The organism is Blautia sp. aa_0143, assembly GCF_004167315.1.
GTDB lineage: Bacteria > Bacillota > Clostridia > Lachnospirales > Lachnospiraceae > Blautia_A > Blautia_A fusiformis.
In genome coordinates this window covers 1-23,506 of sequence record NZ_RCXU01000013.1, presented here as the reverse complement: position 1 = coordinate 23,506, position 23,506 = coordinate 1, and the positions used below count along the sequence as shown (strand labels likewise).

Annotated in this window: 23 protein-coding genes; 2 read left to right on the top strand and 21 right to left on the bottom strand. The window is 44.2% G+C overall.

All coding sequences use genetic code 11. The annotated features are described in order from the left end of the window. Positions 1 to 68: 68 nt before the first annotated feature. From acsC to EAI83_RS08050, 9 genes are all read right to left on the bottom strand, one after another. A complete protein-coding gene (acsC, locus tag EAI83_RS08090; RefSeq protein WP_015525296.1) occupies positions 69 to 1,415 on the bottom strand; it encodes an acetyl-CoA decarbonylase/synthase complex subunit gamma in 1,347 nt (448 codons plus the stop codon). Positions 1,416 to 1,436: 21 nt separating this feature from the next. Beyond that, complete coding sequence (gene acsD, locus EAI83_RS08085; protein WP_015525297.1) at positions 1,437 to 2,378, bottom strand: acetyl-CoA decarbonylase/synthase complex subunit delta; 942 nt, start codon at positions 2,376 to 2,378, stop codon at positions 1,437 to 1,439. 172 nt (positions 2,379 to 2,550) lie between these two features. Continuing rightward, entirely contained in the window at positions 2,551 to 4,680 is a 2,130-nt protein-coding gene (acsB, locus tag EAI83_RS08080; RefSeq protein WP_021650184.1) for an acetyl-CoA decarbonylase/synthase complex subunit alpha/beta, read from the bottom strand. A 17-nt stretch (positions 4,681 to 4,697) separates the two neighbouring features. Beyond that, the gene (locus EAI83_RS08075; RefSeq protein ID WP_015525298.1) at positions 4,698 to 5,471 is read right to left on the bottom strand and encodes an ATP-binding protein; all 774 of its coding nucleotides are present in this window, start codon (positions 5,469 to 5,471) and stop codon (positions 4,698 to 4,700) included. 44 nt (positions 5,472 to 5,515) lie between these two features. After that, positions 5,516 to 7,408: an anaerobic carbon-monoxide dehydrogenase catalytic subunit gene (gene cooS, locus EAI83_RS08070; protein WP_059085929.1), complete on the bottom strand. Its 1,893-nt coding sequence runs from the start codon at positions 7,406 to 7,408 to the stop codon at positions 5,516 to 5,518. A gap of 117 nt (positions 7,409 to 7,525) precedes the next feature. Beyond that, the gene (locus tag EAI83_RS08065; RefSeq protein WP_021975845.1) at positions 7,526 to 8,296 is read right to left on the bottom strand and encodes an ATP-binding protein; all 771 of its coding nucleotides are present in this window, start codon (positions 8,294 to 8,296) and stop codon (positions 7,526 to 7,528) included. A 112-nt stretch (positions 8,297 to 8,408) separates the two neighbouring features. Then, on the bottom strand, positions 8,409 to 9,341 hold the full coding sequence (locus tag EAI83_RS08060; RefSeq protein ID WP_059085931.1) for a methylenetetrahydrofolate reductase: 933 nt from the start codon (positions 9,339 to 9,341) through the stop codon (positions 8,409 to 8,411). 23 nt (positions 9,342 to 9,364) lie between these two features. Continuing rightward, positions 9,365 to 9,547, bottom strand: a complete 183-nt coding sequence (locus tag EAI83_RS08055) for a CooT family nickel-binding protein (RefSeq protein WP_015525304.1) — start codon at positions 9,545 to 9,547, stop codon at positions 9,365 to 9,367. A gap of 64 nt (positions 9,548 to 9,611) precedes the next feature. After that, on the bottom strand, positions 9,612 to 10,004 hold the full coding sequence (locus EAI83_RS08050; protein WP_021650179.1) for a hypothetical protein: 393 nt from the start codon (positions 10,002 to 10,004) through the stop codon (positions 9,612 to 9,614). 346 nt (positions 10,005 to 10,350) lie between these two features. Between EAI83_RS08050 and EAI83_RS08045 the strand changes: the two genes are divergently transcribed. Continuing rightward, a complete protein-coding gene (locus EAI83_RS08045) occupies positions 10,351 to 11,178 on the top strand; it encodes an aldo/keto reductase (protein ID WP_022426672.1) in 828 nt (275 codons plus the stop codon). Positions 11,179 to 11,332: 154 nt separating this feature from the next. Here the strand turns inward: EAI83_RS08045 and EAI83_RS08040 are convergent, their stop codons facing one another. From EAI83_RS08040 to EAI83_RS08025, 4 genes are read right to left on the bottom strand one after another with little or no spacing between them, the layout of a single operon-like run. Then, positions 11,333 to 12,349: an NAD(P)H-dependent glycerol-3-phosphate dehydrogenase gene (locus EAI83_RS08040; RefSeq protein ID WP_129975012.1), complete on the bottom strand. Its 1,017-nt coding sequence runs from the start codon at positions 12,347 to 12,349 to the stop codon at positions 11,333 to 11,335. A gap of 12 nt (positions 12,350 to 12,361) precedes the next feature. Next, positions 12,362 to 13,009: a glycerol-3-phosphate 1-O-acyltransferase PlsY gene (gene plsY, locus EAI83_RS08035; protein WP_015525308.1), complete on the bottom strand. Its 648-nt coding sequence runs from the start codon at positions 13,007 to 13,009 to the stop codon at positions 12,362 to 12,364. Between the two features lie 4 nt (positions 13,010 to 13,013). After that, on the bottom strand, positions 13,014 to 14,339 hold the full coding sequence (der, locus tag EAI83_RS08030) for a ribosome biogenesis GTPase Der (protein WP_021650175.1): 1,326 nt from the start codon (positions 14,337 to 14,339) through the stop codon (positions 13,014 to 13,016). Next, entirely contained in the window at positions 14,302 to 15,687 is a 1,386-nt protein-coding gene (locus EAI83_RS08025; protein WP_129975010.1) for a DUF512 domain-containing protein, read from the bottom strand. The genes der and EAI83_RS08025 overlap by 38 nt, the downstream gene beginning before the upstream one ends. A gap of 144 nt (positions 15,688 to 15,831) precedes the next feature. Between EAI83_RS08025 and EAI83_RS08020 the strand changes: the two genes are divergently transcribed. After that, on the top strand, positions 15,832 to 17,004 hold the full coding sequence (locus tag EAI83_RS08020) for a ribose-phosphate pyrophosphokinase (RefSeq protein ID WP_015525311.1): 1,173 nt from the start codon (positions 15,832 to 15,834) through the stop codon (positions 17,002 to 17,004). On the opposite strand, the gene pgeF is transcribed toward EAI83_RS08020, so the two are convergent. The 8 genes from pgeF to EAI83_RS07980 form a co-directional block, all read right to left on the bottom strand. Further along, positions 16,991 to 17,836, bottom strand: a complete 846-nt coding sequence (gene pgeF / locus EAI83_RS08015) for a peptidoglycan editing factor PgeF (RefSeq protein WP_129975008.1) — start codon at positions 17,834 to 17,836, stop codon at positions 16,991 to 16,993. The two genes, EAI83_RS08020 and pgeF, sit on opposite strands and share 14 nt — an antisense overlap. A gap of 18 nt (positions 17,837 to 17,854) precedes the next feature. Then, positions 17,855 to 18,214, bottom strand: coding sequence for a YraN family protein (locus EAI83_RS08010; RefSeq protein WP_044960433.1), 360 nt, complete (start codon positions 18,212 to 18,214; stop codon positions 17,855 to 17,857). Positions 18,215 to 18,259: 45 nt separating this feature from the next. Next, positions 18,260 to 19,015, bottom strand: a complete 756-nt coding sequence (locus tag EAI83_RS08005) for a ribonuclease HII (RefSeq protein ID WP_129975006.1) — start codon at positions 19,013 to 19,015, stop codon at positions 18,260 to 18,262. After that, entirely contained in the window at positions 19,015 to 19,872 is an 858-nt protein-coding gene (gene ylqF, locus EAI83_RS08000; RefSeq protein WP_129975004.1) for a ribosome biogenesis GTPase YlqF, read from the bottom strand. The genes EAI83_RS08005 and ylqF overlap by 1 nt, the downstream gene beginning before the upstream one ends. A 42-nt stretch (positions 19,873 to 19,914) precedes the next feature. Beyond that, a complete protein-coding gene (gene lepB, locus EAI83_RS07995; protein ID WP_015525315.1) occupies positions 19,915 to 20,523 on the bottom strand; it encodes a signal peptidase I in 609 nt (202 codons plus the stop codon). A 96-nt stretch (positions 20,524 to 20,619) separates the two neighbouring features. After that, entirely contained in the window at positions 20,620 to 20,967 is a 348-nt protein-coding gene (rplS, locus tag EAI83_RS07990; protein ID WP_015525316.1) for a 50S ribosomal protein L19, read from the bottom strand. A 138-nt stretch (positions 20,968 to 21,105) separates the two neighbouring features. Next, the gene (locus tag EAI83_RS07985) at positions 21,106 to 21,981 is read right to left on the bottom strand and encodes a methionyl aminopeptidase (RefSeq protein WP_015525317.1); all 876 of its coding nucleotides are present in this window, start codon (positions 21,979 to 21,981) and stop codon (positions 21,106 to 21,108) included. 320 nt (positions 21,982 to 22,301) lie between these two features. Next, on the bottom strand, positions 22,302 to 23,000 hold the full coding sequence (locus tag EAI83_RS07980) for an energy-coupled thiamine transporter ThiT (RefSeq protein WP_015525318.1): 699 nt from the start codon (positions 22,998 to 23,000) through the stop codon (positions 22,302 to 22,304). Between the last annotated feature and the right edge of the window lie 506 nt (positions 23,001 to 23,506).

Below are 23,506 nucleotides of genomic sequence, written 5' to 3'. Positions count from 1 at the left end.
GCAAACCTGCACAGCCGTTTATAACTGCCGGCGATATTGCCGGACAGCTGATTTCTTAAACCTTAAGTTTATGCATCAAGGTCTTTTAAGAATTTCACAAGCTGTACTGCTTCTCTTGGTCCTACGATGATCTCCCATCCAGGAAGCTTAGCCTCAAGATCGCCCTTAAGAACTGCTACTTTACCAGGAATAACCAGTCTTCTGCATTTAACCTTCGGCTCAACATTCTCTTTGATATACTCGGAGATGCTGTTTCCGGAGAATTTACCTGCTGCCCAGGATGTAAGTACGGAAAGTCCGCCTGCATCATTGATCACCAGGTTAAGCGGAACACCGGAACGCTCCAGCTCGCCAGATACTACGAAATATGTAAGAGCAAAGTCTACTGTTGTTACAACGAGAGAATTCTCGTCTGCTCCGTTCAGAGGATAAATGCCCGGTTCTACCTTCATTGGCTTCTGCGGGTCTGTAAATACGTTCTGACGAAGACCGAACAGCGGAAGTGCCTCTGCATATGTCATCTGCTCCATAACGATGATAGAACCATATTTCATAGTAAACATGGAAGCAAGTGCTGCCTGTAAATGTTTGTCACCCTTCGCAAGTTTAACAAGGTTAACGATAGAAGGATAACCAAATGTTCTGTCCTGATTCTTAAGAGCTGCACGACGAACCTGTACAGTATTTGCAAAGGTCTCTTTGATGTCAGCTCCTGTTGTATCAAGTACAAGATTCTTGTTGCCAAGTTTCTCAATAGCTGCTGTAGTATCATATAACTCATTGATGTCCTTACCGGATACACCGAGAACTACGCCTGCATCTGTAGCAACCTTGCTCATTGCCTCGTAGTTGGAAGCGTTTGCTCCGTTAAGAACCGGTTTGCCGTCCTTACATACTTCAAGGGCAGCTTTTGCGATCTCAGGATCTGTACAGCCAAGGATCAGTGTTCTTCCAAGACCTTTAGCCTTCTCTACAAGTGCTGTAAATTTTGCAGCATCTGCATTCTCATCGCAGTTTACATACACAAGCTCTACATGCATTCTCTCACCGATACGATCATAGTCAACGTGTGGGATCTCTGCAAGTTTTGCTTCTACTTCTTCATCACTCATGCATGTGCAAAGTGATACGGCATATCTTGTTTTGCTTACAAATGTCTTCTCATGTCTGAAAAGAACAGTCTCTCCACCAAGTGTAAACTCGCCATCGCCTGTTCCGATCTTGATAGTTTTCATTGGCGGTGCAGTTGCCTCAGAAAGAGATGCTAATGCATCCTCGGACATATGAGGACACTGCTCAATTTTCATAGCGCCCTGTGCAACTTTCATAGAGAAAGCCATACATGTAGGGCATCCACATTCCTTACAGTTTTTCTTTGGTGTTAATTTAAAGATCTGAATACCATTCAGTGCCATAGCTCTTTATCCTCCTATTTATTACGCAAGTGCTTTGATCAGCTTGGAAATTGTCTTAACAGATTCCGGATGTCTTAAGATAACTGCATCAGAACCAGCTGCAAGATCAGCTGCTGCTGTCTCAACTTCCATGTCGATTCCACGCTCGTCCTGTGGTCCCCATGCCGGCATGTCTGCTTCAGAAGCCATTGCCTCTTTAACATTCCATGTCTCAGCGGATACAGGTGTAATAATAGGCATCTGCAGCATGTTATCATTCTGGCCTAAAGCGGCACCTTTGATACGGTCCATAGTAGATACTACGTACTCATATCCATAACCAACTGCTGCACTACCGATATTCATAACGATCTTCTTTGCATCTACACCAAGCTGTGTAGTAACAACGTTAAGCTGTTTAGCAAGGTTGATATCAACGGCAGACTCAGCGCCTACGATCTGATTGTAAGCAAGACCTGCTGCTGCACCGATCGCTTTGTAGTTCTCCTCTTTCTCGGAAAGGATCAGTGCATTTCTGCCCTGAAGAGCCTCTGCAACCTTAGGAAGGAGCTCTGCATCCTTCTCAACATTCTTGCAGCCCTCTACAACCAGCGGACAGTCAACTGCATCTGCAACTTCTTTAACAACTGCGATCAGCTCATCGATAGATTTGTTAACACCGTTCGGGTCGCCGCCCTCAAGAATAAGTGCAACAAAGTCAGCACCCTCCATAGCTGCAGCTTTCTTAGCAATGTCAGCCATTGTAGTAGCGCCTTCATAGTAAGCTTTGATACCTTCAGATACGCCCTCAAGACCCATATCAGAGATCTCTACACCGATCTTCGGGCAGTTCTCTGACTCTGCGTCAAAGGAATAAAATGGGAATGTACAATCCCCACCAATTGTCACAGTCTTATCTCCGCTTCCGATTGTGACAGCATTAATCTTTGCATTGAACTTTTGTGGTTTCTGATTAAACGGCATTTTTCGTTAGCCTCCTTAAAAATAATAATTAAAAACTACAGAGCTTCTTATATTATACTACATAGCACCAGTTATTGGCAAGATGCAGCACTATATTTCTGTTAAAAAATCAACAAACTTTTTAACAGTTTACAAGAGAAAGGATGTCCGCACATCCTTTCTCCCGGATAAATTACATCATCGGATCAAGTCCGAGAGCCGGATGTCCTTTTTCTGTAAGGAATGCAACCAGTGTCTCTGGATCTTCTGCGATCGTCTCATCACCGATCATGTCTGTAAAGTTATCGATTCCGTAAAGCTCTTTTGCAGTCTTATTAAGTCTGTCAGCTACGAATTCTTTCAGTTCTTTTGGCATCCATACGATACGCTCGATACCGCCCTCAGCCTTCATGAACTTCTTGGAGGAAATGAAATGTTTACCATGTCCCATGAATCCAGGTGTCTGAACTCCACCACCTGTCATGGATGCCATCTCAGGGAATGTCATTCCAAGTGGTGTCATGCCTGCATACTCACGGTTAGCAATAACAACACCGTTGGAGAATGGCTCGATACCACAGATACACTCGAAGCATCCGCAGGAAGTCATCGGATCCTGCATGATGGAGTACAGTGTAACGTGCTCCAGAGCACCCTGGGAGAATTTCTGAACTGCCTCATCAACGTCCTCATAAGAACCAAGATTCTCATCGATCGGACGCTCTTTTGTGATGATCTGGCAAGGGCCAGCTGGGTCAAGCTGATGTGTAGCTTTTGCATCCAGCCATGAAACCGCACCGCAAAGACCAAGTCTCTCAGGTGTTACTACACATACGTGACTTGGTGCGAATGCCTGGCAAAGGATACAGCTGTAATATACGTCAACAGACTCATCTGTCAGAGTATCAAGACGCTCATCTCGTTTGTCAAAGATCGGAATTGCAACCTCATGACGGATTCTTGTACACTCAGCAGGATCTGTATAGATAACAACCTCACATTTATCAACAACTGCATCGAACTCATTTTTAACAGATGCATAAAGAACTTCACCGATATGTTTGATTCTGAATCCTGCATTAAATGCGTCAATGCTGATACGGATACGCTGCATATCACGCTGTCCTGTATGGTATACACCCTCGATACAGTTGATGTAGTTGTGGAATTTACGCTCGATAACCGGCTCAAAGTCAGGCTGCATATTCTTACCTGCAACTTTAACAACATATGCAATGCTGTTCTTGCTGCCGAATTCCATCTCATCTACTTCAGGTCCGATTACTGTGATCTTGTGATCCTCGATCTCAGAAGCATCGCAGGTATGTACAAGCTCTGCACAGTCTACACGGGAGCCATCGAACTCAACCTGCATATCTTTACGACGGATGATCTCACCCTCGAATGCAGATGCGAAAGCAACCGGAATATCAATATTTGTGATCTTGATCTTAATATCACGCGCCTCAAGAGAAGTAGCGTTAAATTTGCTTACGTCCTCCTGAACGATAAGGCTCTTCGGTACACGGAAGATATTCTCTGTCTCATTTGTAACAACCGGGAATCCAAGTGCGATAGCGCCTGCACCGCATGCTACGATCACATCATCCAGAGGTTTGAATGCGTTAACAAATGCCGGTACACGATCCATTGTGTATTTCATAAGTGTTCCTGCATCTCCAGGTGTTACGTTACCGAAGATCAGAGCTGCACGGATCGCAACGGAAACTACATGAACAACAGATGTAACATCTTTTCCAAGAGGAATAACACGAACGTTGGCACCTGTCTTCATTCCAGCTTCTGCAACCTGATCAATGATTCCGCCAACAAGTGTTACCAGGATACCCTGTGCCTGATAGCTCTTTACAAGAGCAACACCCTCTTCTGTAGTAGGAGCAGCACCAAGGATAACAGCAACGCCTGGGATATCGCCTGTTACAAGCGGTACACCGAGCTCACGGATAACAGCATCACCAAGATGTCCATAGCATGGCTCTTCGTAAGGAGTTGCTCCGTCGATATATTTCAGAACCTCGATGAACTCTGCGCAGAGTGCTGTAGCAACACCGGACATGAATGCATCGTTCAGTCTTTTCTCTCTTGTCATAAGTGTTTTTACAACGCCAAGAGCTTCTTTTAATTCTTTTAATGTTGTAACTTTTGTTCCTGTTACAGCATAGTAGCAAGGAAGGCTGTAAGCGGTATTCGGGAAGCTGACAGCTTTGTCTTCGCCATACTGAGCGATCGCGCCGTCAATAGCACCCTCTGTTAAACCATATACAGCATCGTTTCCGCCGAATACTCTATCAAATAAAGTCACTGTAATACCTCCTATTTTTACAGAATTGAATTCTGATCAATTTTGTCTTTGATTTTTCTGATTTCAGCTGTTACAGTTTCACTGAAATCGTAGGGAGATTTTCCCTGACGATCAGCATCTATAACTTCTGTATTGTAGTGGATCATTCCAAGCAGATCTTCTGCCGGGATCTTACTCCGGATAAATTCCTCATCCTCCGGATTTCTTACCTTATTGGCCACGACCTTAACCTGAGAAACTCCCAGATCCTTTGCAAGACGTTTGACATTCTTATATGTCTGTACACTTCTTGCCCCTGGTTCGATCACTACAATAAATTCATCCATGCTCTCCGTGGTGCCCCGGCCCAGATGTTCCAGGCCGGCCTCCATATCCATGATCACCACATCATCTCTGTGGATCACAAGGTTATTGATCACTCTTTTAAGCATCACATGTTCAGGACAGACGCATCCGCCTCCACCTGTTTCCACAGTTCCAAGGACAAGCAGCTTTACGCCATTACAGGTTTTTCCATAAGTATCCGGAATATCGTCTACCTTTGGGTTCAGTTTATAAAACTGATTCTGGCTGTTGGCTCCGGTGCGTTCTTCTATGAGCTTACGCATTTTTGAGATTGGAACAATAGAATCCAAGGTTTCCTCGTCAAATCCAAGGGCAAGACCCAGGTTCGCATCCGGATCCACATCCGCCGCAAGGACTTTTTTCCCCTCATCTGCGTATAGTCTTGCAAGTGTTGCTGCGAAAGTTGTCTTTCCTACTCCGCCTTTACCGGTTACTGCTATTTTCATTTTACGTCTTCCACCTTTTATAACATTTTAAAGATCGCAACGGATTAGATTCCTAATGCTGTTCTCTTCTCTTCAATTCTCTCGATCATAAGATCAACTAATTTCTCGATGTCTGTCTCTACTGTGTAAGCAGCACCTGTCCATTTTCTTGTTCCCTCTGTAAGAAGTTCGCACATTTCTGAAGAACCGGAAACATATGGATCAACGCCAAGGAATGTATCAATACCAGTACCAACTACGTAGTTACCGATGGATACCGCTTTTTCAGACATCCACTCAGGAGCACATCCTACTACAGGAAGCTGATTGATCTGAAGTCCTGCATCTTTTGCAAGTTCAGCAGCCAGGATCATCATACGGGAGATATCTACGCAGGATCCCATATGAAGTACTGGTGGGATATCAGCCAGCTCACAGACACGTTTCAGACCTGCACCGCAGAGATCTCTTGCGGATTTGTCCATCAGACCAGCTTTAGCAGCTGCCTGTGCGGAACATCCGGAAGCGATGATAATAATATCATTTGCGATACACTTCTTCATCAGTTCGATATGTGCATAGTCAGGACGGATCTTAGGATTGTTACATCCAACCATAGCGACAGCACCACGGATAACACCGGAAGTGATGCACTCAAGTAATGGTTTGGTTGTTCCTGTTACATCAACCTGAGAGTTTGTAACACCATCAAGAACTTTAACGATCGCTTCTACTGAATAACCAACAGTAGCTTTCTGTTTCAGCTGTGGGATATGTACAAGCTCAGGTTTTCTGTTCTTGAAGTTATCGATAGCCATCTTAACGATTGCTTTTGCATTTTCTCCTGCTGTCTCAGCGTTGAATCTGATAAATTCAGAATCCGGCATCTGAGCGATCGGAGAAGTTGTAACAAATTTAGTATGGAAGCATTTGCTCAGAGGTCCTAATGCAGGGAAGATACACTGAACATCAACTACGATTGCCTCGCAGGCACCTGTCAGTACTACGTTCTCCTGCTGCAGGAAGTTACCAGCCATCGGAACACCACGACGCATAGCTACCTCGTTAGAAGTACAGCACACACCGGAAACGGTGATTCCTTTTGCTCCTACAGATTTTGCATAATCGATCATTTCTTTGCTGTCTGCATACTCACAGATCATCTCAGAAAGACTCGGATCATGTCCGTGTACAACAATGTTTACGTTCTCTTCAACCATTACTCCAAGGTTAGCCTCTGTATCAAGTGGCTTCGGAGTTCCGAATAATACATCAGAGAACTCTGTTCCCATCATGGAACCGCCCCATCCATCAGCCAGACCGCAGCGAATAGACTGTTTTACAAGTGCTTCCGGAAGAGATGAACATCCCATATGAGACATATGCAGGGAGCTTGCAACCTCACGGTCGATAGCACGTGGTGCGATTTCGTTCTCGATCAGTTTTTCTTTCTGTCCTGCAGGCATTCTGTCAAGGAATCTCTGATATCCGAACGGTTTACCATATTCCATAAGACCGATCTCAGCCATCTCATGAGCCAGATCATAGATATCCTTGCCTTCTGTTTCCACGCCCCACTCTTTAGCGATGCGAAGCAGTTTCTCAGGATCTTTTACCTGATAATTTCCGCCCTCTTTTGCACAGTACAGTGTATGGCAGATCTCACGACCATGATCGGAGTGAGTAGCTGCACCACCGGCTGTAAATTTAAGGAAGTTTCTTCCTACGATACCATGAGCATCACATCCGCAGATTCCTCTTGGAGCCTTCGGTGTAATACGACACGGTCCCATTGCACAGATACGGCAGCAGATACCCTGCTCACCGAATTTACAGTGCGGAGTCTGGTTCTTTGCACGGATCTGCCATGCATCTGCTCCTACCTTTGCACCTGTCTCGAGAAGACGGGCTGTAGCGGCTTCAAATTCCTCCACTGTAGTTAATTTGAATTCACTCATTATAGACCTCCTTTAATAGCACATCTATTTTTATTTTTCTTTTTATAATAAGCCCAGGGCAGGAACCCATCCCCACCCATGGGTTATTTTCTTTTTTAAAAAAAGGTTTATATTTCGTTATAAACCTAATTTATCAAAAATTTCAAAAGCTGCTTTTCTCATCGGATTATCCTCAGGAAGAGTAACGGTTGGTTTACCATCGCAGTCATATTCATAAACTGCCTCATCCTGTGGTACCACACCGATCAGATCGAGTCCCTGATTCCGGATTTCCTCAAGGATTCCTGAATTCAGTTCTGCTTTTGGCGCGCGATTGATAATAAGACCTACTCTGGAAGGCTTCATATCGCATTCCTTAATAAGTTCTGCGATCCTGCCAACTGCCTGAACGCCTCTTCTGGAGCAGTCACTTACAAGAATTGCTGTCTCCATGCTCGGAAGGATTCCTCTGCTGATATGTTCCATTCCAGCTTCGTTATCCACAACAATATACGGATAATTTTTCTGGTATTTGGCAAGCTGTGCCTGAAGCAGACCATTTACAAAGCAATAGCAGCCTTTTCCCTGGGTTCTTCCCATTACAAGAAGATCATAATCATCTTCCTCTGCAAGAGCATCCTCAAAACGTACCTCCGCATAATCTGCCTTGGACATTCCTTTGGGGATCGGGCTTTTCTCTGTCATCTCAGCATGTGCGATCTCCTCGCGGACATCGCCAAGAGTCGTATCTACTTCTACGCCAAGAACCTCATTCAGATTTGAATTGGCATCTGCATCTACAGCCAGTACAGGTCCTTTTTTCTTTTCGCAGAGATACTGGATCAGCATTCCGCATAATGTAGTTTTTCCAACGCCGCCTTTTCCGGCGACTGCAATAACATGTGCCATAAAACGGGCACCTCCTGATTTTATATCTGTTATGCCGGCGCATAAGGGAGGTGCCTGATACTGTTCTGACACCTCCGCATCGTGCCGGAATTCTTATTTATTTCGTTGATGATTAGATAAGTGTACGAAGTCCGGATCTGTCAATGATCTCGGATACATCTTTCCATTTGTTTAATGCATAAAGATGGATACCGTCAACACCAAGAGCGCGATACTCATCGATCTGTCTGATGGTGTATTCGATTCCTTCTTCTTTGAATCGTTTAACCTTGTCCTCATAGAACATGTCAAATGGTTTACCATCAGCATCTTTAGCGTTAAACGGATTCGGGAACAGCCAGTTTCTGGAGATCAGCCTGCAAAGCTCACTGTCCATTACACAGCCATTACGTGAAAGAGCCATATTAATGGTAGCTGCCTGATCCAGGATTGGCATTACACCAACATCTACAGGCATTGTCACTCCAGCCTCGCGGATAGCGTCCAACCAGTATTTAAACTGTTCCATATCCCAGCAGAGCTGGGTCATGATATAATCAGCACCATTGTCCTGTTTCTGTCTCAAAACAGCAATATCAGCATCCAAGCTTCTGCATGCGATATGGCCTTCCGGTGAACCGGCTACTGCGATCTCGAACTTATCGCCAAATTCATCACGGACAAATTTAACAAGGTCTGTCGCATAATTGAAGTCTCCACAGGTTGTTGTCTCACCAAGTGGAATATCTCCGCGAAGTGCCAGCATATGGTCAACACCATCTGCCAGATACTGTTCCAACTGCTGTCTGATTCCTTCTTTTGTGTTCTTGATCACTGTGAAGTGTGTTACAGGAACAGTTCCTGCATTCCTGATCATCTGGCATACTTCCCTGTTGGCACCGACATTTCCGCCGCCGGCACCGTATGTACAGGAAATATACTCCGGTCTATACTTCATGAGATGTTCAATGGTTCCCGGCAGGTTTGCCATACCTTTTTCTGTCTTTGGCGGAAAAAGTTCAAAGGAAAGCAGCATTTTTTCTCTCATTGCTTCAGATAATTTCATTGATCGTCCTCCACGTATTTGTATCAGTTACACTGCAGTTTCACGATGCTGTTTGCAAGATCCACCATAAGGATACTGCCTTCTACCACGCGCTCATCTCCCATGATATCTCGAAGGATCAATTTATTTCCGTCCACATCGATCCGGCTTACATTCTTAAAGATCACAGAATTATCTTCTTCCTTATATACTGTTGCAAGACACATAATCATTCCTCCAAATAAGTGGCATCATTTAACCACTATGCTGTCAAAACTATTCTGTCGGTTTTTATTTCAACTCTTCCTTAACAAGTGTAAGGGCAAGTCCAAGTCTCATATTGCCTTTCTGAAAATCTGCAACTGCCTCTTTGATCGTCTTCGCAGCTGCATCCATGTTAAGCTTCTTAAGATTGTCAGCCATCTGATCAAGTTCTGCGGCATGATGCTCGTTATGCTGCAACATGTAGGTAAGAAGTGCTACAGTCTCATTCTTGCAGTCACCGTTCTCGCAGGAACCGCAGTGTCCATCACCGTGTGTATGACAATGGTTATCTCCTTCCGCATGGCTGTGTGTATGGCTGTGAGTCACACCGTCCTCATGGGTGTGCTCATGTGTATGTTCATGGCTGTCTGCATGTCCATGCTGAACAAGATTGCCATTCTCATCTTTGATTAAATGCATAAATACCCCTTTCCTGTATCCGCCGGGCGGACACTCTCATGACAAGAATTTATCAATTAAATTTATTATACATCTTTTCACTGTTATTATCAAGAAAATAATTATAAAATATAGCCAAAATTATATGCTGTTTTTCCTATTTTTCCAAAAACTTTGACAGTAAATTAACTCGATTGTTTCATTTTTAACGAAGTTAGTCTCTTCAAACCACAACTTATTACCCAGTCTGCGCGTCTGTCCAACTCTAAGCTTTATCACTTTTGTAATATAATTGATGTGATTCTTTCATATTTTTGTGCTATAATAGCAAAAGCATGGAAAGCAGAACATACAAGGAGGAATTATTTTGAAAGAAACTGTTTTTCTGAACAACGACAGAGAAATGCCTCTTCTGGGGCTTGGCGTATACAAGTTGCCCGATGACGTACAGGCCGAAGCAGCAGTCACTTCTGCTATTTCCGCCGGCTACCGCATGATCGATACCGCTTCTGTTTATAAAAATGAAGAAAGCGTTGGCCGTGCCATTGCCAAATGCGGAGTTCCCAGAAAGGATCTTTTCATCACCAGCAAGATCTGGAACAATGCGCAGCGTCTCGGCGATGTCCAGGGAGCTTTTTCCCGTAGTCTCGACCGTCTGAAAGTCAGTTATGTAGATCTCTATCTGATACACTGGCCGGTTCCCGGCTGCTATTTGAGCACCTGGAAAGAGCTGGAATCCATTCTGGAATCTGGACGTGCTTTAAGTATCGGCGTCAGTAATTTTGATATCCGGCATCTGGAAGAGCTTCGTAAGATATCCGGGGTTATTCCTGCTGTAAACCAGATCGAGTGCCATCCTTTGTGTTACCCTGCTGAACTGATTGAATACTGCAAGGCTTTCGGTATTCAGGTACAGGCTTATGCTCCTCTGGCAAGAGGTGCATATTTTGATAATGATGTAATGTGTGTTCTGGGGACCAAATATGCCAGGACTCCTGCACAGATCGGGCTTCGCTGGGCAATACAGAAGGGAATTTCTGTCATTCCGAAATCCATCAACCCGGAACGAATCCGCAGCAATGGAAACATCTTTGACTTCAATATCGAGGATGAAGATATGGCGATCATCGATACACTGAACGAAGATCTGCATACTTCTCATGTTCCAGAAGATCTCCGTGATATTCAATTTTAATTTCCATAATAATGCAAAAAAGATATCTGTCAGATCATAAGTAATCTTCTGGCAGATATCTTTTTATTTTTTCTTTTCAGTTGATACGGCGATCCTGTTATTCCCAGCTTAGCATTTCACATATCGGAAACCCGGAAATATTTAACTGATCCGCTCACGCATTTTCCCACGGGAGCATGGGCGTTTCCACTTTTTTATCACGCAGCATCAGGTCCATTACTGCTTCCGCTGCTGATTTTCCTTCAAACAGTACGCGGTTCACTTCCGTTATGATAGGCATCTCCACCTCATATTTCTCCGCAAGCTCTCTTGCAGCTCTTGCAGAATAAACACCTTCCACAACCATCTGCACTTCTTTCATAGCTTCTTCCATCGTATATCCCTGGCCGATCAGATATCCGGCCTTTCGATTACGGCTATGCTTACTTGCACAAGTCACGATCAGGTCGCCGATCCCGGACAGGCCGTAAAAGGTTTCCATCTGCGCCCCCATTTTTTTACCAAGTCTTCCTATTTCCGTGATTCCCCTGGTGATCAGTGCCGCCTTGGTATTATCTCCATATCCAAGGCCGTCGGCAGTACCTGCTGCCAGTGCGATTACATTTTTCAGTGCTCCGCCAAGTTCCACCCCAAGGATATCCGGTGTTGTATACACGCGGAACACAGGGCTCATAAAAATGCTCTGAAGGTATTCCGCAGTTTCCTGTGTATGTGCGCTGATCACACAGGTTGTAGGAAGTCCGCGTCCTACTTCTTCCGCATGGCTTGGACCGGAAAGTACAGCTACATTACCCTGCGGGATTTCTTCTTCAATCACCTCGCTGAGTGTTTTCAGTGTCTTTTCCTCAATACCTTTTGCAACATTGACGATCTTCTGGTCCCTGCACACAAACGATGCCATCTTGTGTGCAGTACTCCGGATATACGGGGAAGCTACTGCCAGAACTGTTACATCCACATCCTTAAGCGCACGCTCCAGATCTGTCAGGACATCGATTTCATCCGGAAGCCGTACCCCCGGAAGCCTGTCAGGATTTTCTCTTTTTTCCCGGAGTTTTCGGGCATTCTCCAGTCTTGCTGACCAAAGAAGGACTTCATGGCCATTATTATGCAACAGGAGTGCCAGGGCTAATCCCCAGCTCCCCGAACCCAGTACGCTGATTTTTGCCATAAATCTTACCTCTTATTTTTTATTCTTACTGCTTAAAAACACCTTATTCTCTGTTCCATGAAACAGTCTTACAATGTTTGCCCTGTGTCTGTAGAACGCCATTGCTGTAAGAACTGCCATCACGATATAAAGCTCAACAGTATGCGCCTGATCCATCCCATATTTTCCCATATGTCCAAAAACCAGGACCAGGATAAAAGCCACCGCATATGCACTGAGAGAGCAAAGCGATACATAATGAGTTGTAAAGAACAGTGCAAAAAAGACAACTGCACATACAATAAATATCCGCCAGTCAAAAGCAATGATCATGCCTACAGAAGCAGCAATTCCCTTTCCACCGCGAAATTCCATAGAAATCGGAAAATTGTGGCCGAGGATACATCCCAATGCTGCATAAAGGGTAAGAAGCGGAAGGATACCATTCATGGAATTTCCATAAACCATTCTCACGATCACAATAGCCAGTACACACTTCAGGCAGTCTCCCAGCAGGGTGATCGCTCCCGCTTTCTTTCCAAAGGTCCGGAAGGCATTCGTAGTACCCGCATTCCCGCTGCCATGATCTCTGATATCTGTCTTGTGGACTTTTCCAATAATATAGCCTGTCTGAAAAAGCCCGCATACATAACCGATAACAAGACAAATAATACGTTCCATACTTTTATTCCTTTTCCCCGCGCTCGCGGATGATAAATTTCAGGGAAGTTCCGGAAAATCCAAATGCATCCCTGATCTTGTTCTCCAGATATCTTACATAGGAAAAATGCATCAGTTCCTTGTCATTGACAAAGATAACAAATGTCGGCGGTTTTACCGCAACCTGTGTCATATAGAAGATCTTCAGTCTTCTTCCTCTGTCAGACGGCGGCTGCTGAAGAGCGACTGCCTCAGAAAGGATCTCATTAAGAACACCTGTCTGGATACGAAGTGTCTGATTTTCGATAACTGTATCGATATTTTCGAAAAGCTTTGGAAGTCTCTGACCTGTTTTTGCAGAGATAAAGATGATCTGTGCATATGGCATAAAGGAAAGGATCTGACGGATCTTTTCCGTATGCTTGTAGATGGTCTTGTCATTTTTCTCAATGGCATCCCATTTATTTACCGCTACGATGATACCCTTTCCTCTGTCATGAGCGATTCCCGCGATCTTAGCATCCTGCTCGGTAACGCCCTCGGAGGCATCGATCACAACTACAACCACATCTGCACGCTCTACAGCTGTCACAGTACGGATAACACTATAGCGCTCGATCTCTTCTTTTACCTTACCCTTGCGTCGAAGTCCTGCAGTATCGATAAAAATATAATCTTTTTTGTTCCAGGTAACCTTTGTGTCTATAGCATCACGTGTGGTTCCTGCAATATTGGATACGATCACACGCTCCTCTCCAAGAAGCTTGTTGATCAGAGAAGATTTTCCCACGTTCGGCTTTCCTACAATGGCGATCTTCGGAATATCATCCTGATTTTCCTCTTCACTCTTATCCGGGAACTCTTTGATCACCTCATCCAGCATATCTCCAAGGCCTTGTCTGTTAGCTGCGGAAATCGGGATCGGTTCTCCGATTCCAAGATTATAAAACTCATATACGTCCATCATATATTTCTGGTGGCTGTCTACCTTGTTAACTACAAGACGTACCGGCTTGCCGCTGCGGCGGAGCATATCTGCCACCTTGGCATCGGAATCCACAAGACCCTGGCGGACATCTGTGATAAAAATGATCACGTCTGCCGTATCAATGGCGATCTGTGCCTGCTCTCTCATTCTGGAGAGGATGATATCGCTGCTGTCCGGCTCGATTCCGCCTGTATCGATCAGAGTAAATGTCCTGTCAAGCCATGTGACATCTGCATAAATCCTGTCACGGGTTACTCCTGGTGTATCCTTTACTATGGAAATATTGTCACCTGCCAGAGCGTTAAACAGAGTGGATTTGCCTACATTAGGCCTTCCCACTATCGCTACTACTGGTTTGCTCATAAATCTGTCTCCTTCTTGTTTGTTTATGTTCCGGAGGGTAGATCACGGCTTCCACCAGATCACGTCCTCCTGTGTCTACGATTACAATTTCTGTGTTCAGTGCTTCCGAAAGCTCTTCCAGTGTCATGTCATCCAGAAAAATCTCCTCATCACCTTTCAGCATGCTGCACGGGATCAGAATCTTCTCTCCAAGGTCAAGACCGGAAAGCTGCTCTTTCAGATCCTGCCCGGTGATCAGGCCGGACACTGTGATCTTTTCACCGAAAAAACGATTCTCGATGGTTGTGACCGGAATCTGCACATTGGGATATTTCTTCTGGATCTCTTTAATATAGCGTGCGATAAAAGGCGCTGCCAGTTTTCCTGTGGCGATCCTGCCTGTCACCTTACGGTCGTCACCGGAAAGCCCCTCCAGCGTTTCTTTTACTTCCGTTTCCAGAAGTCTGAGCATTCCCACGCCATTCTCAAGCTGCAGATATCCATCATATTCATCCTCACAGGGAAGCTCCCTGTCTGCCAGAATATACCATTCGTCTGAAGCATGGATAAAATGGATCCCATATTTCTCCATCATGATCTTCTGCCAGCGTTCGATCTGCCCCAGGACTTTTTCAGCATCTTCCTTATTAAAAGGTTCCAGAGGATAGAGACCTTCTCTGTATTTGGTAAGTCCTACCGGTACAACAGAAACGCTCTGAAGGACCGGCGCATAAGCGGAAAGCTTTTCGAGGCTGTATTCCAGCTCGTCTCCGTCATTGACACCCTTACACAGTACAATCTGTCCATTCATGGTGATTCCTGCATTGTACAGCATATCCACCTTATCCAGAGCCTTTCCTGCAAAACGGTTATGCAGCATTTTACACCTGAGTTCCGGATTCATTGCCTGGAACGAAATGTTGATCGGTTCCAGATGATAGCGGATCACACGCTCAATATCCTTCTCGCTCATATTGGTAAGCGTAACATAATTTCCCTGAAGAAAGGAAAGCCTGGAATCATCATCCTTAAAATACAGCGTCTCACGCATACCCGGCGGCATCTGGTCAATAAAACAGAACATACACTTATTTGAACAGGAGCGATAGTCATCCATCAGTCCTCCGTTCTCAAATTCTATTCCAAGGTCTTCCTCATATTCCTTCTCTACCTCCAGTTCCCACTCTTCGCCATCAGGCTTCTCTATCAGAAGCACCACGAGCTCTTCATTCATGAGATACCGGTAATCGAAGACATCTTCCACAGGCTGTCCGTTTACAGACACAAGTCTGTCTCCCGGCTCCAGCCCCAGCTCCTCGGCAATACTGTCGGGCAGCACCCTGGAAATCATATGCTTTCTTAATTTCATCATTATCTCCCTTTTCTATCCCGTATATAATAACAACTTTGCTCTTAAAAATCAACACTTTGAGAAAACACCTTGACTGACACGTGGGTCTGATGTTATAAATAGACTGAGAATTTTTAATGACATACACTTAGGAGGAATATTATGCCAAACATAGAATTGCTGGAAAAGTCTATGCCTGTTGCCCCGATCCGAATCGCCGCACTTGCCGGATGCCGCGAACTGGCCGAGGAGGTTGACAAAAAGCTGGTTAAATTCCGTAAAGAACTTGTAGCCGCAAAAAAATCCACCATCATCCCACAGGGATATGCAGAAAAATCTTTCCTTGTAGATTGCGAATGCCCACGTTTCGGAACCGGTGAGGGTAAGGGTTACATCAAGGAATCTGTCCGCGGAACAGACCTTTATATCATGGTAGATGTGACCAATTACAGCCTTACTTACAGCGTATGCGGTCATGAGAACCACATGTCTCCGGATGACCATTACCAGGATCTGAAGAGAATCATCTCCGCAGCCACCGGTAAAGCACACCGTATCAACGTTATCATGCCATTCCTTTACGAGGGACGTCAGCACAGACGCACCAAGAGAGAATCTCTTGACTGTGCACTTGCACTTCGCGAGTTAAGTGCCATGGGTGTTTCCAACATCATTACTTTTGATGCTCATGACCCACGTGTACAGAACTCTATTCCGCTGAAGGGCTTTGATAACTTTTTCCCCACATACCAGTTCCTGAAAGCACTGGTCAAAAATGTCCCTGATTTCAAGCTTGACAATGATCATCTCATGATCATCAGCCCGGATGAAGGTGCCATGTCCCGTGCTGTATACTTCTCCAATATCCTTGGAGTCGATATGGGTATGTTCTACAAACGCCGTGATTACTCCACCGTTGTCAACGGAAAGAACCCGATCGTTGCTCACGAATTCCTCGGAGATTCCGTAGAGGGCAAAGACGTTGTCATCATCGACGATATGATCTCTTCCGGAGAAAGCATGCTGGATGTTGCCCGTCAGCTCAAAGAGCGTAAAGCCGGACGTGTATTCGTCTGCACAACCTACGGTCTGTTTACAGATGGCGTAGCCAAATTTGATGAATATTACGAAAAAGGCTGGCTGGACAGAGTCATCACAACCAACCTTAACTATCGTATTCCTGAGCTTCTTGACCGTCCATACTATATCGAAGCAAATATGAGCAAATATCTTGCAAGTATCATCGATATCATCAATCATGATGTATCTGTCGAGAAGGTTCGTTCCAGCAACGAAAAGATCATGGATCTCATGAAAAAAGTCAACGAACAGTAATAAATGCTCCCAGGTTTCCACGTTTCCCGTGAGAAGCCCTGTGTGAGTAAAGAAAGAGCGGATTACAGCAGGTGCAGATGCCCGGCATTGAGATCCGCTCTTCTTTTATGCCTGCATCCAGAAAGATCCTTCGGTTCGCCTCCCACAGATTCAGCTGGTATTTCCCATCTGGTTTTCTGTAAAAAAGCACATCCCAGTATTTTTCTTCAAACGCCTCTCTAAACTGATCGATCACATCTTCACTAACTTCATAGCAATCCTGACAGATAGAAGGACCAATGGCTGCATAAAGCTCTGAAGGATTTGTCTGAAATTCCTCAGTCATCTTCTCCACCGTCACTTTTCCGATCTTTCCTACAGTACCTCTCCAGCCGGAATGAGATAATCCCACAGCTCTATGTACCGGATCTATAAAGAAAAGTGGTACACAGTCCGCATAAAACGTTGCCAGCACCAGTCCCGGCACATTGGTGATCATTCCATCCACATCTGTATAAGGTCTTGGTTTTGTGATCCCATTTCCTCTGTCTTCTTCCGTGACCACACGTACATTGGTGGTGTGTGTCTGATCAGAGGTTACGATATCTTCCATGGAAAATCCCATAGCAGCAGAAAGTCTGCGGTAATTTTCCCGCACCGCAGACTCTTCATCCCCTCTTGTGAAGCTTAAGTTCATAGATTCATAAATCCCCTGGCTTACTCCTCCCAGGCGGGTACTGAAGCCATGTACGATCCCGGGAAATTTCTCAAAAGCAGGATATGTAAGCCAGGTAACCTTGTTCTTCTGATTTACATTCATTAGCTGTTTATCTTTATACCATTTTATTTTCATCTTATGTGACCAGTCCTTTCAACTGCAAAAATCAAAAGCATTTTTTATCCAGTGGATGTTCTCTCCATCAATTCCTACTACGTCAAAACGGCAGGGAGGCAGCTCCCGGTATCCATGTGCAATCAGATAAAACATTGCCACTTTGCTGATGATCCTCTGTTTTTCTCTCCCTACCGCTGAAAAAGGACTTCCACTCTTTCCGTTCTTTCTGTATTTCACTTCAATAAACACCAGATATCTTCCATCCTGCGCAACAAGATCGATCTCACCACTTCGGCAGCGAAAATTTCTTTCCTTGATCTGCAGCCCCTTTTCTTGCAGGAACGCTGCAGCAATTCCTTCATAATAGCTGCCCTTCTGTCTTCTATTTTCCTTCAGATAAACAAAACCTTTCTGTTTTTGATGTCGGTATCTTAAGTATTTTTATACAAAATGTGTGATAAACGTTTTTCTATGTATCGGACTTGGTCCATATTTCTTCAGTGCTTCAATATGCGCTGCAGAACCATATCCTTTATTGGAGGCAAATCCGTATTCCGGAAGAACCTTATCATATTCTTCCATCATCCGGTCTCTGGTCACTTTGGCAACAATACTTGCTGCCGCAATGGATACACTTTTTGCATCACCTTTGATGATGGGTACCTGCGGAATCTGGATTTCCGGTATGGTAACCGCATCGTTCAAAAGCAGCTGCGGCTGTACAGAAAGCCTGCTCACTGCCTGGCGCATTGCCTCATAAGTTGCCTGCAGGATATTGATCTCATCAATCCTCTCCGGGCTGGCCATTCCGATTCCAACAGAAACTGCCCTCTCCAGGATCACATCGTACAATTCTTCTCTCTTCTTAGCTGTAAGCTTCTTAGAATCATTCAGCCATAAAATATCGCAGTCTTTCGGAAGGATCACTGCACAGGCGACTACCGGTCCGGCAAGAGGGCCTCTTCCCACCTCATCGATCCCGCAAAGATATCCAAGATGCTCATATTCATGTTCATATTTCTTCATGCTCTCTGTACGTACACGCTCATCCTCCAGAGCCTGAAGCTTTTTGTGATACTGCTGGATCAGTTTCTGTACACCGCTTCTCTCATCATTTTCATAATGACGAAAAAGGGCGTTATATTCGCCCTCCTTCGCTGACGCAAAACGCGCCTTGATATCTTTCATTGTTTCCATTACGCTTCCTCCGGTCCTTTTGGAAACTCCAGAGTCACTTTTCCCAATTTTCCAGAACGAAATTCTTCCAGCAAAAGGCGGGATGCTTTCTCATAATCAAGCTCTTCGCCCTTTTTCAGACATCCTCTTGCTTTCGCAACTGCAGTAAGGATATTCAGCGGTTTCAGCTCTTCTTCTACATTGTATCTCTCTCTGATCGCTGCCGGATAAAACTCCTGCAGATATCCGATCAGACCCAGGGCAAGTTCTTCGATGTTCAGAATATCGTCCTTGATCGAACCGATATAGGCAAGACGCATTCCAACTTCCTGATCTTCAAATTTCGGCCAGAGAATTCCAGGGGTATCCAGAAGCTCCACACTTTTATTCAGACGTATCCACTGTTTTCCTTTTGTAACTCCTGGTTTATTACCGGTCTTGGCACAGGCTTTTCCTGCAAAGGTATTGATAAATGTTGATTTTCCAACATTAGGGATTCCTGCAACCATCGCACGTACCGGACGGTTTTTGATTCCTCGTCTCCGGTCTCTCTCTGTCTTTTCCTTACATGCCTCTGTGATTGCCGCAGAAACGGCCTTCATAGATCCCTTATTGCGGGAATCAATACTTACCGCATAGATTCCTTTTTCTTTGAAATATTCCATCCAGGCACGGTTCTGTCTCTCATCGGCAAGATCTGCTTTGTTGAGAAGGATCATACGCGCCTTGTTTTTTCCCAGCTCATCAATATCCGGATTTCGGCTGGAAAGAGGAACTCTTGCATCTACAAGCTCAATGATCAGATCGATCAGCTTGATATCTTCCTGCATCTGACGCTTCGCCTTCGTCATATGGCCTGGATACCACTGTACGTTCATAATTCACCTCATTTATCTATACTTTAATCTGTTTACTTTGATCTATTTTATAAAACCTATTTTATTTTTCGGAGAAACTGTAAACCAAACTTTCCCGACAATGTACTTCTTACTGATATTTCCGATATCGCTGAAGCGGCTGTCCTCACTGTTATTGCGATTATCACCAAGGACAAAATATTCCCCGCTTTCCAGAGTTATAGCACTATTTGCAAGTCCTCCATCTGTCATGTCCTGATAAGCTCCGTTTTCTTCATAAACCTTGCCGTTGATATAGATCTTCCCGTCTTTAACCTGAACAGTCTCCCCGGGAAGGCCGATCACACGTCGGATATGCAGGGCTGCCGAGTCACTGGCGCTTGTTTTAAAAACGATCACATCTCCACGTTTTGGTGAACTGACCTTATATAAAGCCCTGTTTACAAAAAACTTTTCACTTACAGAATACGTGGGTTCCATGGCACTTTCCTGCAATGTCACAGTCTGAAATGCAGAGATTGCAACCAGCACAGCAAAAACCAGGGTCACAATAATTTCAAACACCCATTTCACGATTCCTCTTGTCCTGTCATCACGAAGCTTCTCCCTTGCTTCGGAAACAGCTCTGTTTTCCTTCAGATTTTCGATATTAATCTTCTTATTTAATCCCATATTCTATCCCCTGTATGTGTCTTTACACGCATACGCACTGATGTAAAAAGAGGGACAATAGCAAATGTTATTGTCCCTGCCTCTTTACTTATGAAATTATTTTACAAGCTCTTTAACCTTAGCTGCTTTACCTACACGATCTCTCAGGTAGTTCAGTTTCGCACGGCGTACTTTACCATGACGGATAACCTCAACCTTAACTACATGTGGGGAATGAAGCGGCCATGTTTTCTCAACACCAACACCGTTGGAGCTCTTTCTTACTGTGAAAGTCTCTCTTGTGCTTCCACCCTGTCTCTTAAGTACTGTACCCTCGAAGATCTGAACACGCTCACGTGTTCCCTCTTTGATCAGTGCGTGTACTCTTACTGTGTCTCCTACGCGGAACTGCGGTACTTCAGCTTTCAGCTGAGCGGACTCAATGTTCTTAATAATTTCGTTCATTTCTTTCTCTCCTTAATTATACTGGATGTTCTTAATACACATATGGTAACAGAGGACCATCTTTTTTCACAACATATGTGATTATACACTAGATAACTTCTCATTGCAAGGACTTTTTTTCCGGATTTTCGATGGCTTTTACCAGCAAAGGACCTCATGTCCTGTTTCTGTAACAAGGACCATGATCTCCCACTGTGCCGATGGCAGACCATCCTCTGTCCTCACTGTCCAGTCATCGATCTCATCTGTATAGATTTCATCAGATCCCATATTGACCATTGGTTCAATAGTAAAGATCATTCCGGGTACCATGAGTACACCTGTATCTTCCTTAGATGTGTAGCTTACCCATGGATCTTCATGAAACTCAAGACCTACACCATGTCCGCCAATTTCTCTCACAACTGTATAGCCGTTTTCCACTGCATGTTTGTGTACAGCACTTCCCATATTTCCGATCGGTGTCCATGGTTTTACCTGTTCAAGGCCAAGCTCTATGCATTCTTTTGTCACACGGACAAGCTTCTCCTTCTCCGGACTTACCTGTCCAATACAGAACATACGGGAGGAATCAGAAAAATATCCCTGATAAATGGTGGATACATCTACATTGACAATATCACCTTCTTTTAAGACAATTTCTTCATCCGGGATTCCGTGGCATACTACCTCGTTGATAGATGTACATACGCTTTTTGGAAAACCTTCATAATTAAGTGGTGCCGGAATTCCGCCATGACGTACTGTTTCTTCATGTACCCAGTCATCAATCTGCTGTGTCGTCACGCCTGGTCCGATATGCTCTGCAACATAATCAAGAACTGCAACATTGATCTTGCAGCTCTCTTTGATCTTCTCGATCTGTGCAGGTGTCTTGATTAGATCATGGTCAAGAACTGCATACCCCTTCTTTTTCATGAGTTCCATTTTTTCATCAAATGCTTCATGACATTTTTTATATTTTTTTCCGCTTCCACACCAGCAGGGATCATTTCGTTCAATTTTTTTAGACATCTTCTTCTCCTTTTCGCAACTGTATGGCTGCTTTTTCTTTTGTATTTTATATGTTCAGATATGTTATATCTGTCTGTAATATTTTAACCGAATCAAAGAAGTCTCCTATGTGGTTGCAAGAAACAATAAACTGTGGGTGGGGACTTGCATTCATCCGTTTGAATGGGAAATTATTCCGCCTGATTATCATAGCACAACTTTCTTTGGGTGAAAAGTATTCTTTGTGTTTTTGGTTTGTTTTATATAACTTTTTGTGATTTTCAATAAAAAAAGATCGTAGTAGCTTGAACGATCTCTTTTTATTTATGTGTCTGTATTAATTATTTTTCGGTGGCTGCAGATTGTCGGTTTCCACCAGTTGCCATTATTCGCATTCGCCCAAGTGCACTGGATACTGCCGGAATAGAAATTACTACGATCGTCAGTACACCTTCCAGAAGAATATAACTGTAATTGTAAATGATCGGATACAAAGCTGTCAGAGACTTCGGAAAATTATCCGGCATGTAATCCATCCAGTAAAGATATCCGCCAAGTGCATGGAATGCCCCTCTTGCCAAAATTGCTATTATGTATGCTTTAAGAAGACCATGTTTTCTGGATTTTGTAAATAATCCGGAAAGCCCCATGGCTCCAAATGCCAGAATGTAATCACAGCATACCTGAAAAAATGAAAGGACATATGGCTCCTGGAGAAACTGAAAAATCCCATATACAAGGCCGGTAAGAATTCCTACCTTAATGCCATACCAGTAACCGATCAGAACAATAAACAGCATACTGAACAAGGTCACAGATCCGCCAAATGGCAGTTTAAATATCTTAATGTAAGAAGTTACATATGCAAGTGCCAATGCTACTGCACAGGTAACCAGCTGGTGTGTGGTAAATTTTAATGCAGATGTGTTTTTCTGAAGTAATACTGCTACCAGAATTATCAAAATCAGGACTGCAATAACAGATACGGCATATCCTGCCGTTGTGAGACCGCCTTCGGCAGTCACAAGAAAATTAAACATACTCTTTTCTTTCCTCCTTACGATTAAATTGCCCAAATCAAGTTCAAAGGTCAAAGCCTGCACCTCCTCACAGCCTGGTCAGGCTCCTTTGGTCTTACCTATTGTAGCATATGGAAAAAGAGATGTAAATGGTGGGAGATGTATGATTATATATAATAAAAACAGGAGAAAAATCCATGTACTGATTTTTCTCCTGCTTTCCTCTTTCCCTTTGTACCTTAAAAACTACATACATGCTTTGTTGATGGTTAATCAAACTTTTTGAATCAAATTTAACCTGCGTACCGATACTCCAGCGGGGGTCATCTCACGACTCCGTCGTTCGATGTCATTTGCTTCGCAAATGTTCAGTCTGTACCATAAATGGTTCTCCACAAGCAAGCTTGTTCCGCCCCATTTCTGTTACATCCTGCCCGCTTCCTCGGCTTGTTGGTCAAGCCCTCACCCGATTAGTAACAGTCAGCTCCATGTGTTACCACACTTCCACCTCTGCCCTATCTACCTCG

Excerpts from the sequence above, each read along its gene's own strand:
- acsC (WP_015525296.1), bottom strand. The coding sequence starts at position 1,415 with ATGGCACTGAATGGTATTCAGATCTTTAAATTAACACCAAAGAAAAAC.
- acsD (WP_015525297.1), bottom strand. The coding sequence starts at position 2,378 with ATGCCGTTTAATCAGAAACCACAAAAGTTCAATGCAAAGATTAATGCT.
- EAI83_RS08075 (WP_015525298.1), bottom strand. The coding sequence starts at position 5,471 with ATGAAAATAGCAGTAACCGGTAAAGGCGGAGTAGGAAAGACAACTTTC.
- cooS (WP_059085929.1), bottom strand. The coding sequence starts at position 7,408 with ATGAGTGAATTCAAATTAACTACAGTGGAGGAATTTGAAGCCGCTACA.
- EAI83_RS08065 (WP_021975845.1), bottom strand. The coding sequence starts at position 8,296 with ATGGCACATGTTATTGCAGTCGCCGGAAAAGGCGGCGTTGGAAAAACT.
- EAI83_RS08060 (WP_059085931.1), bottom strand. The coding sequence starts at position 9,341 with ATGAAATTATCTGAAGCAATGAGAGAAAAAATGCTGCTTTCCTTTGAA.
- EAI83_RS08055 (WP_015525304.1), bottom strand. The coding sequence starts at position 9,547 with ATGTGTCTTGCAACAGTATATAAGGAAGAAGATAATTCTGTGATCTTT.
- EAI83_RS08050 (WP_021650179.1), bottom strand. The coding sequence starts at position 10,004 with ATGCATTTAATCAAAGATGAGAATGGCAATCTTGTTCAGCATGGACAT.
- EAI83_RS08040 (WP_129975012.1), bottom strand. The coding sequence starts at position 12,349 with ATGGCAAAAATCAGCGTACTGGGTTCGGGGAGCTGGGGATTAGCCCTG.
- plsY (WP_015525308.1), bottom strand. The coding sequence starts at position 13,009 with ATGGAACGTATTATTTGTCTTGTTATCGGTTATGTATGCGGGCTTTTT.
- der (WP_021650175.1), bottom strand. The coding sequence starts at position 14,339 with ATGAGCAAACCAGTAGTAGCGATAGTGGGAAGGCCTAATGTAGGCAAA.
- EAI83_RS08025 (WP_129975010.1), bottom strand. The coding sequence starts at position 15,687 with ATGAAATTAAGAAAGCATATGATTTCCAGGGTGCTGCCCGACAGTATT.
- EAI83_RS08020 (WP_015525311.1), top strand. The coding sequence starts at position 15,832 with ATGCCAAACATAGAATTGCTGGAAAAGTCTATGCCTGTTGCCCCGATC.
- pgeF (WP_129975008.1), bottom strand. The coding sequence starts at position 17,836 with ATGAAAATAAAATGGTATAAAGATAAACAGCTAATGAATGTAAATCAG.
- EAI83_RS08005 (WP_129975006.1), bottom strand. The coding sequence starts at position 19,015 with ATGGAAACAATGAAAGATATCAAGGCGCGTTTTGCGTCAGCGAAGGAG.
- ylqF (WP_129975004.1), bottom strand. The coding sequence starts at position 19,872 with ATGAACGTACAGTGGTATCCAGGCCATATGACGAAGGCGAAGCGTCAG.
- lepB (WP_015525315.1), bottom strand. The coding sequence starts at position 20,523 with ATGGGATTAAATAAGAAGATTAATATCGAAAATCTGAAGGAAAACAGA.
- rplS (WP_015525316.1), bottom strand. The coding sequence starts at position 20,967 with ATGAACGAAATTATTAAGAACATTGAGTCCGCTCAGCTGAAAGCTGAA.
- EAI83_RS07985 (WP_015525317.1), bottom strand. The coding sequence starts at position 21,981 with ATGTCTAAAAAAATTGAACGAAATGATCCCTGCTGGTGTGGAAGCGGA.
- EAI83_RS07980 (WP_015525318.1), bottom strand. The coding sequence starts at position 23,000 with ATGTTTAATTTTCTTGTGACTGCCGAAGGCGGTCTCACAACGGCAGGA.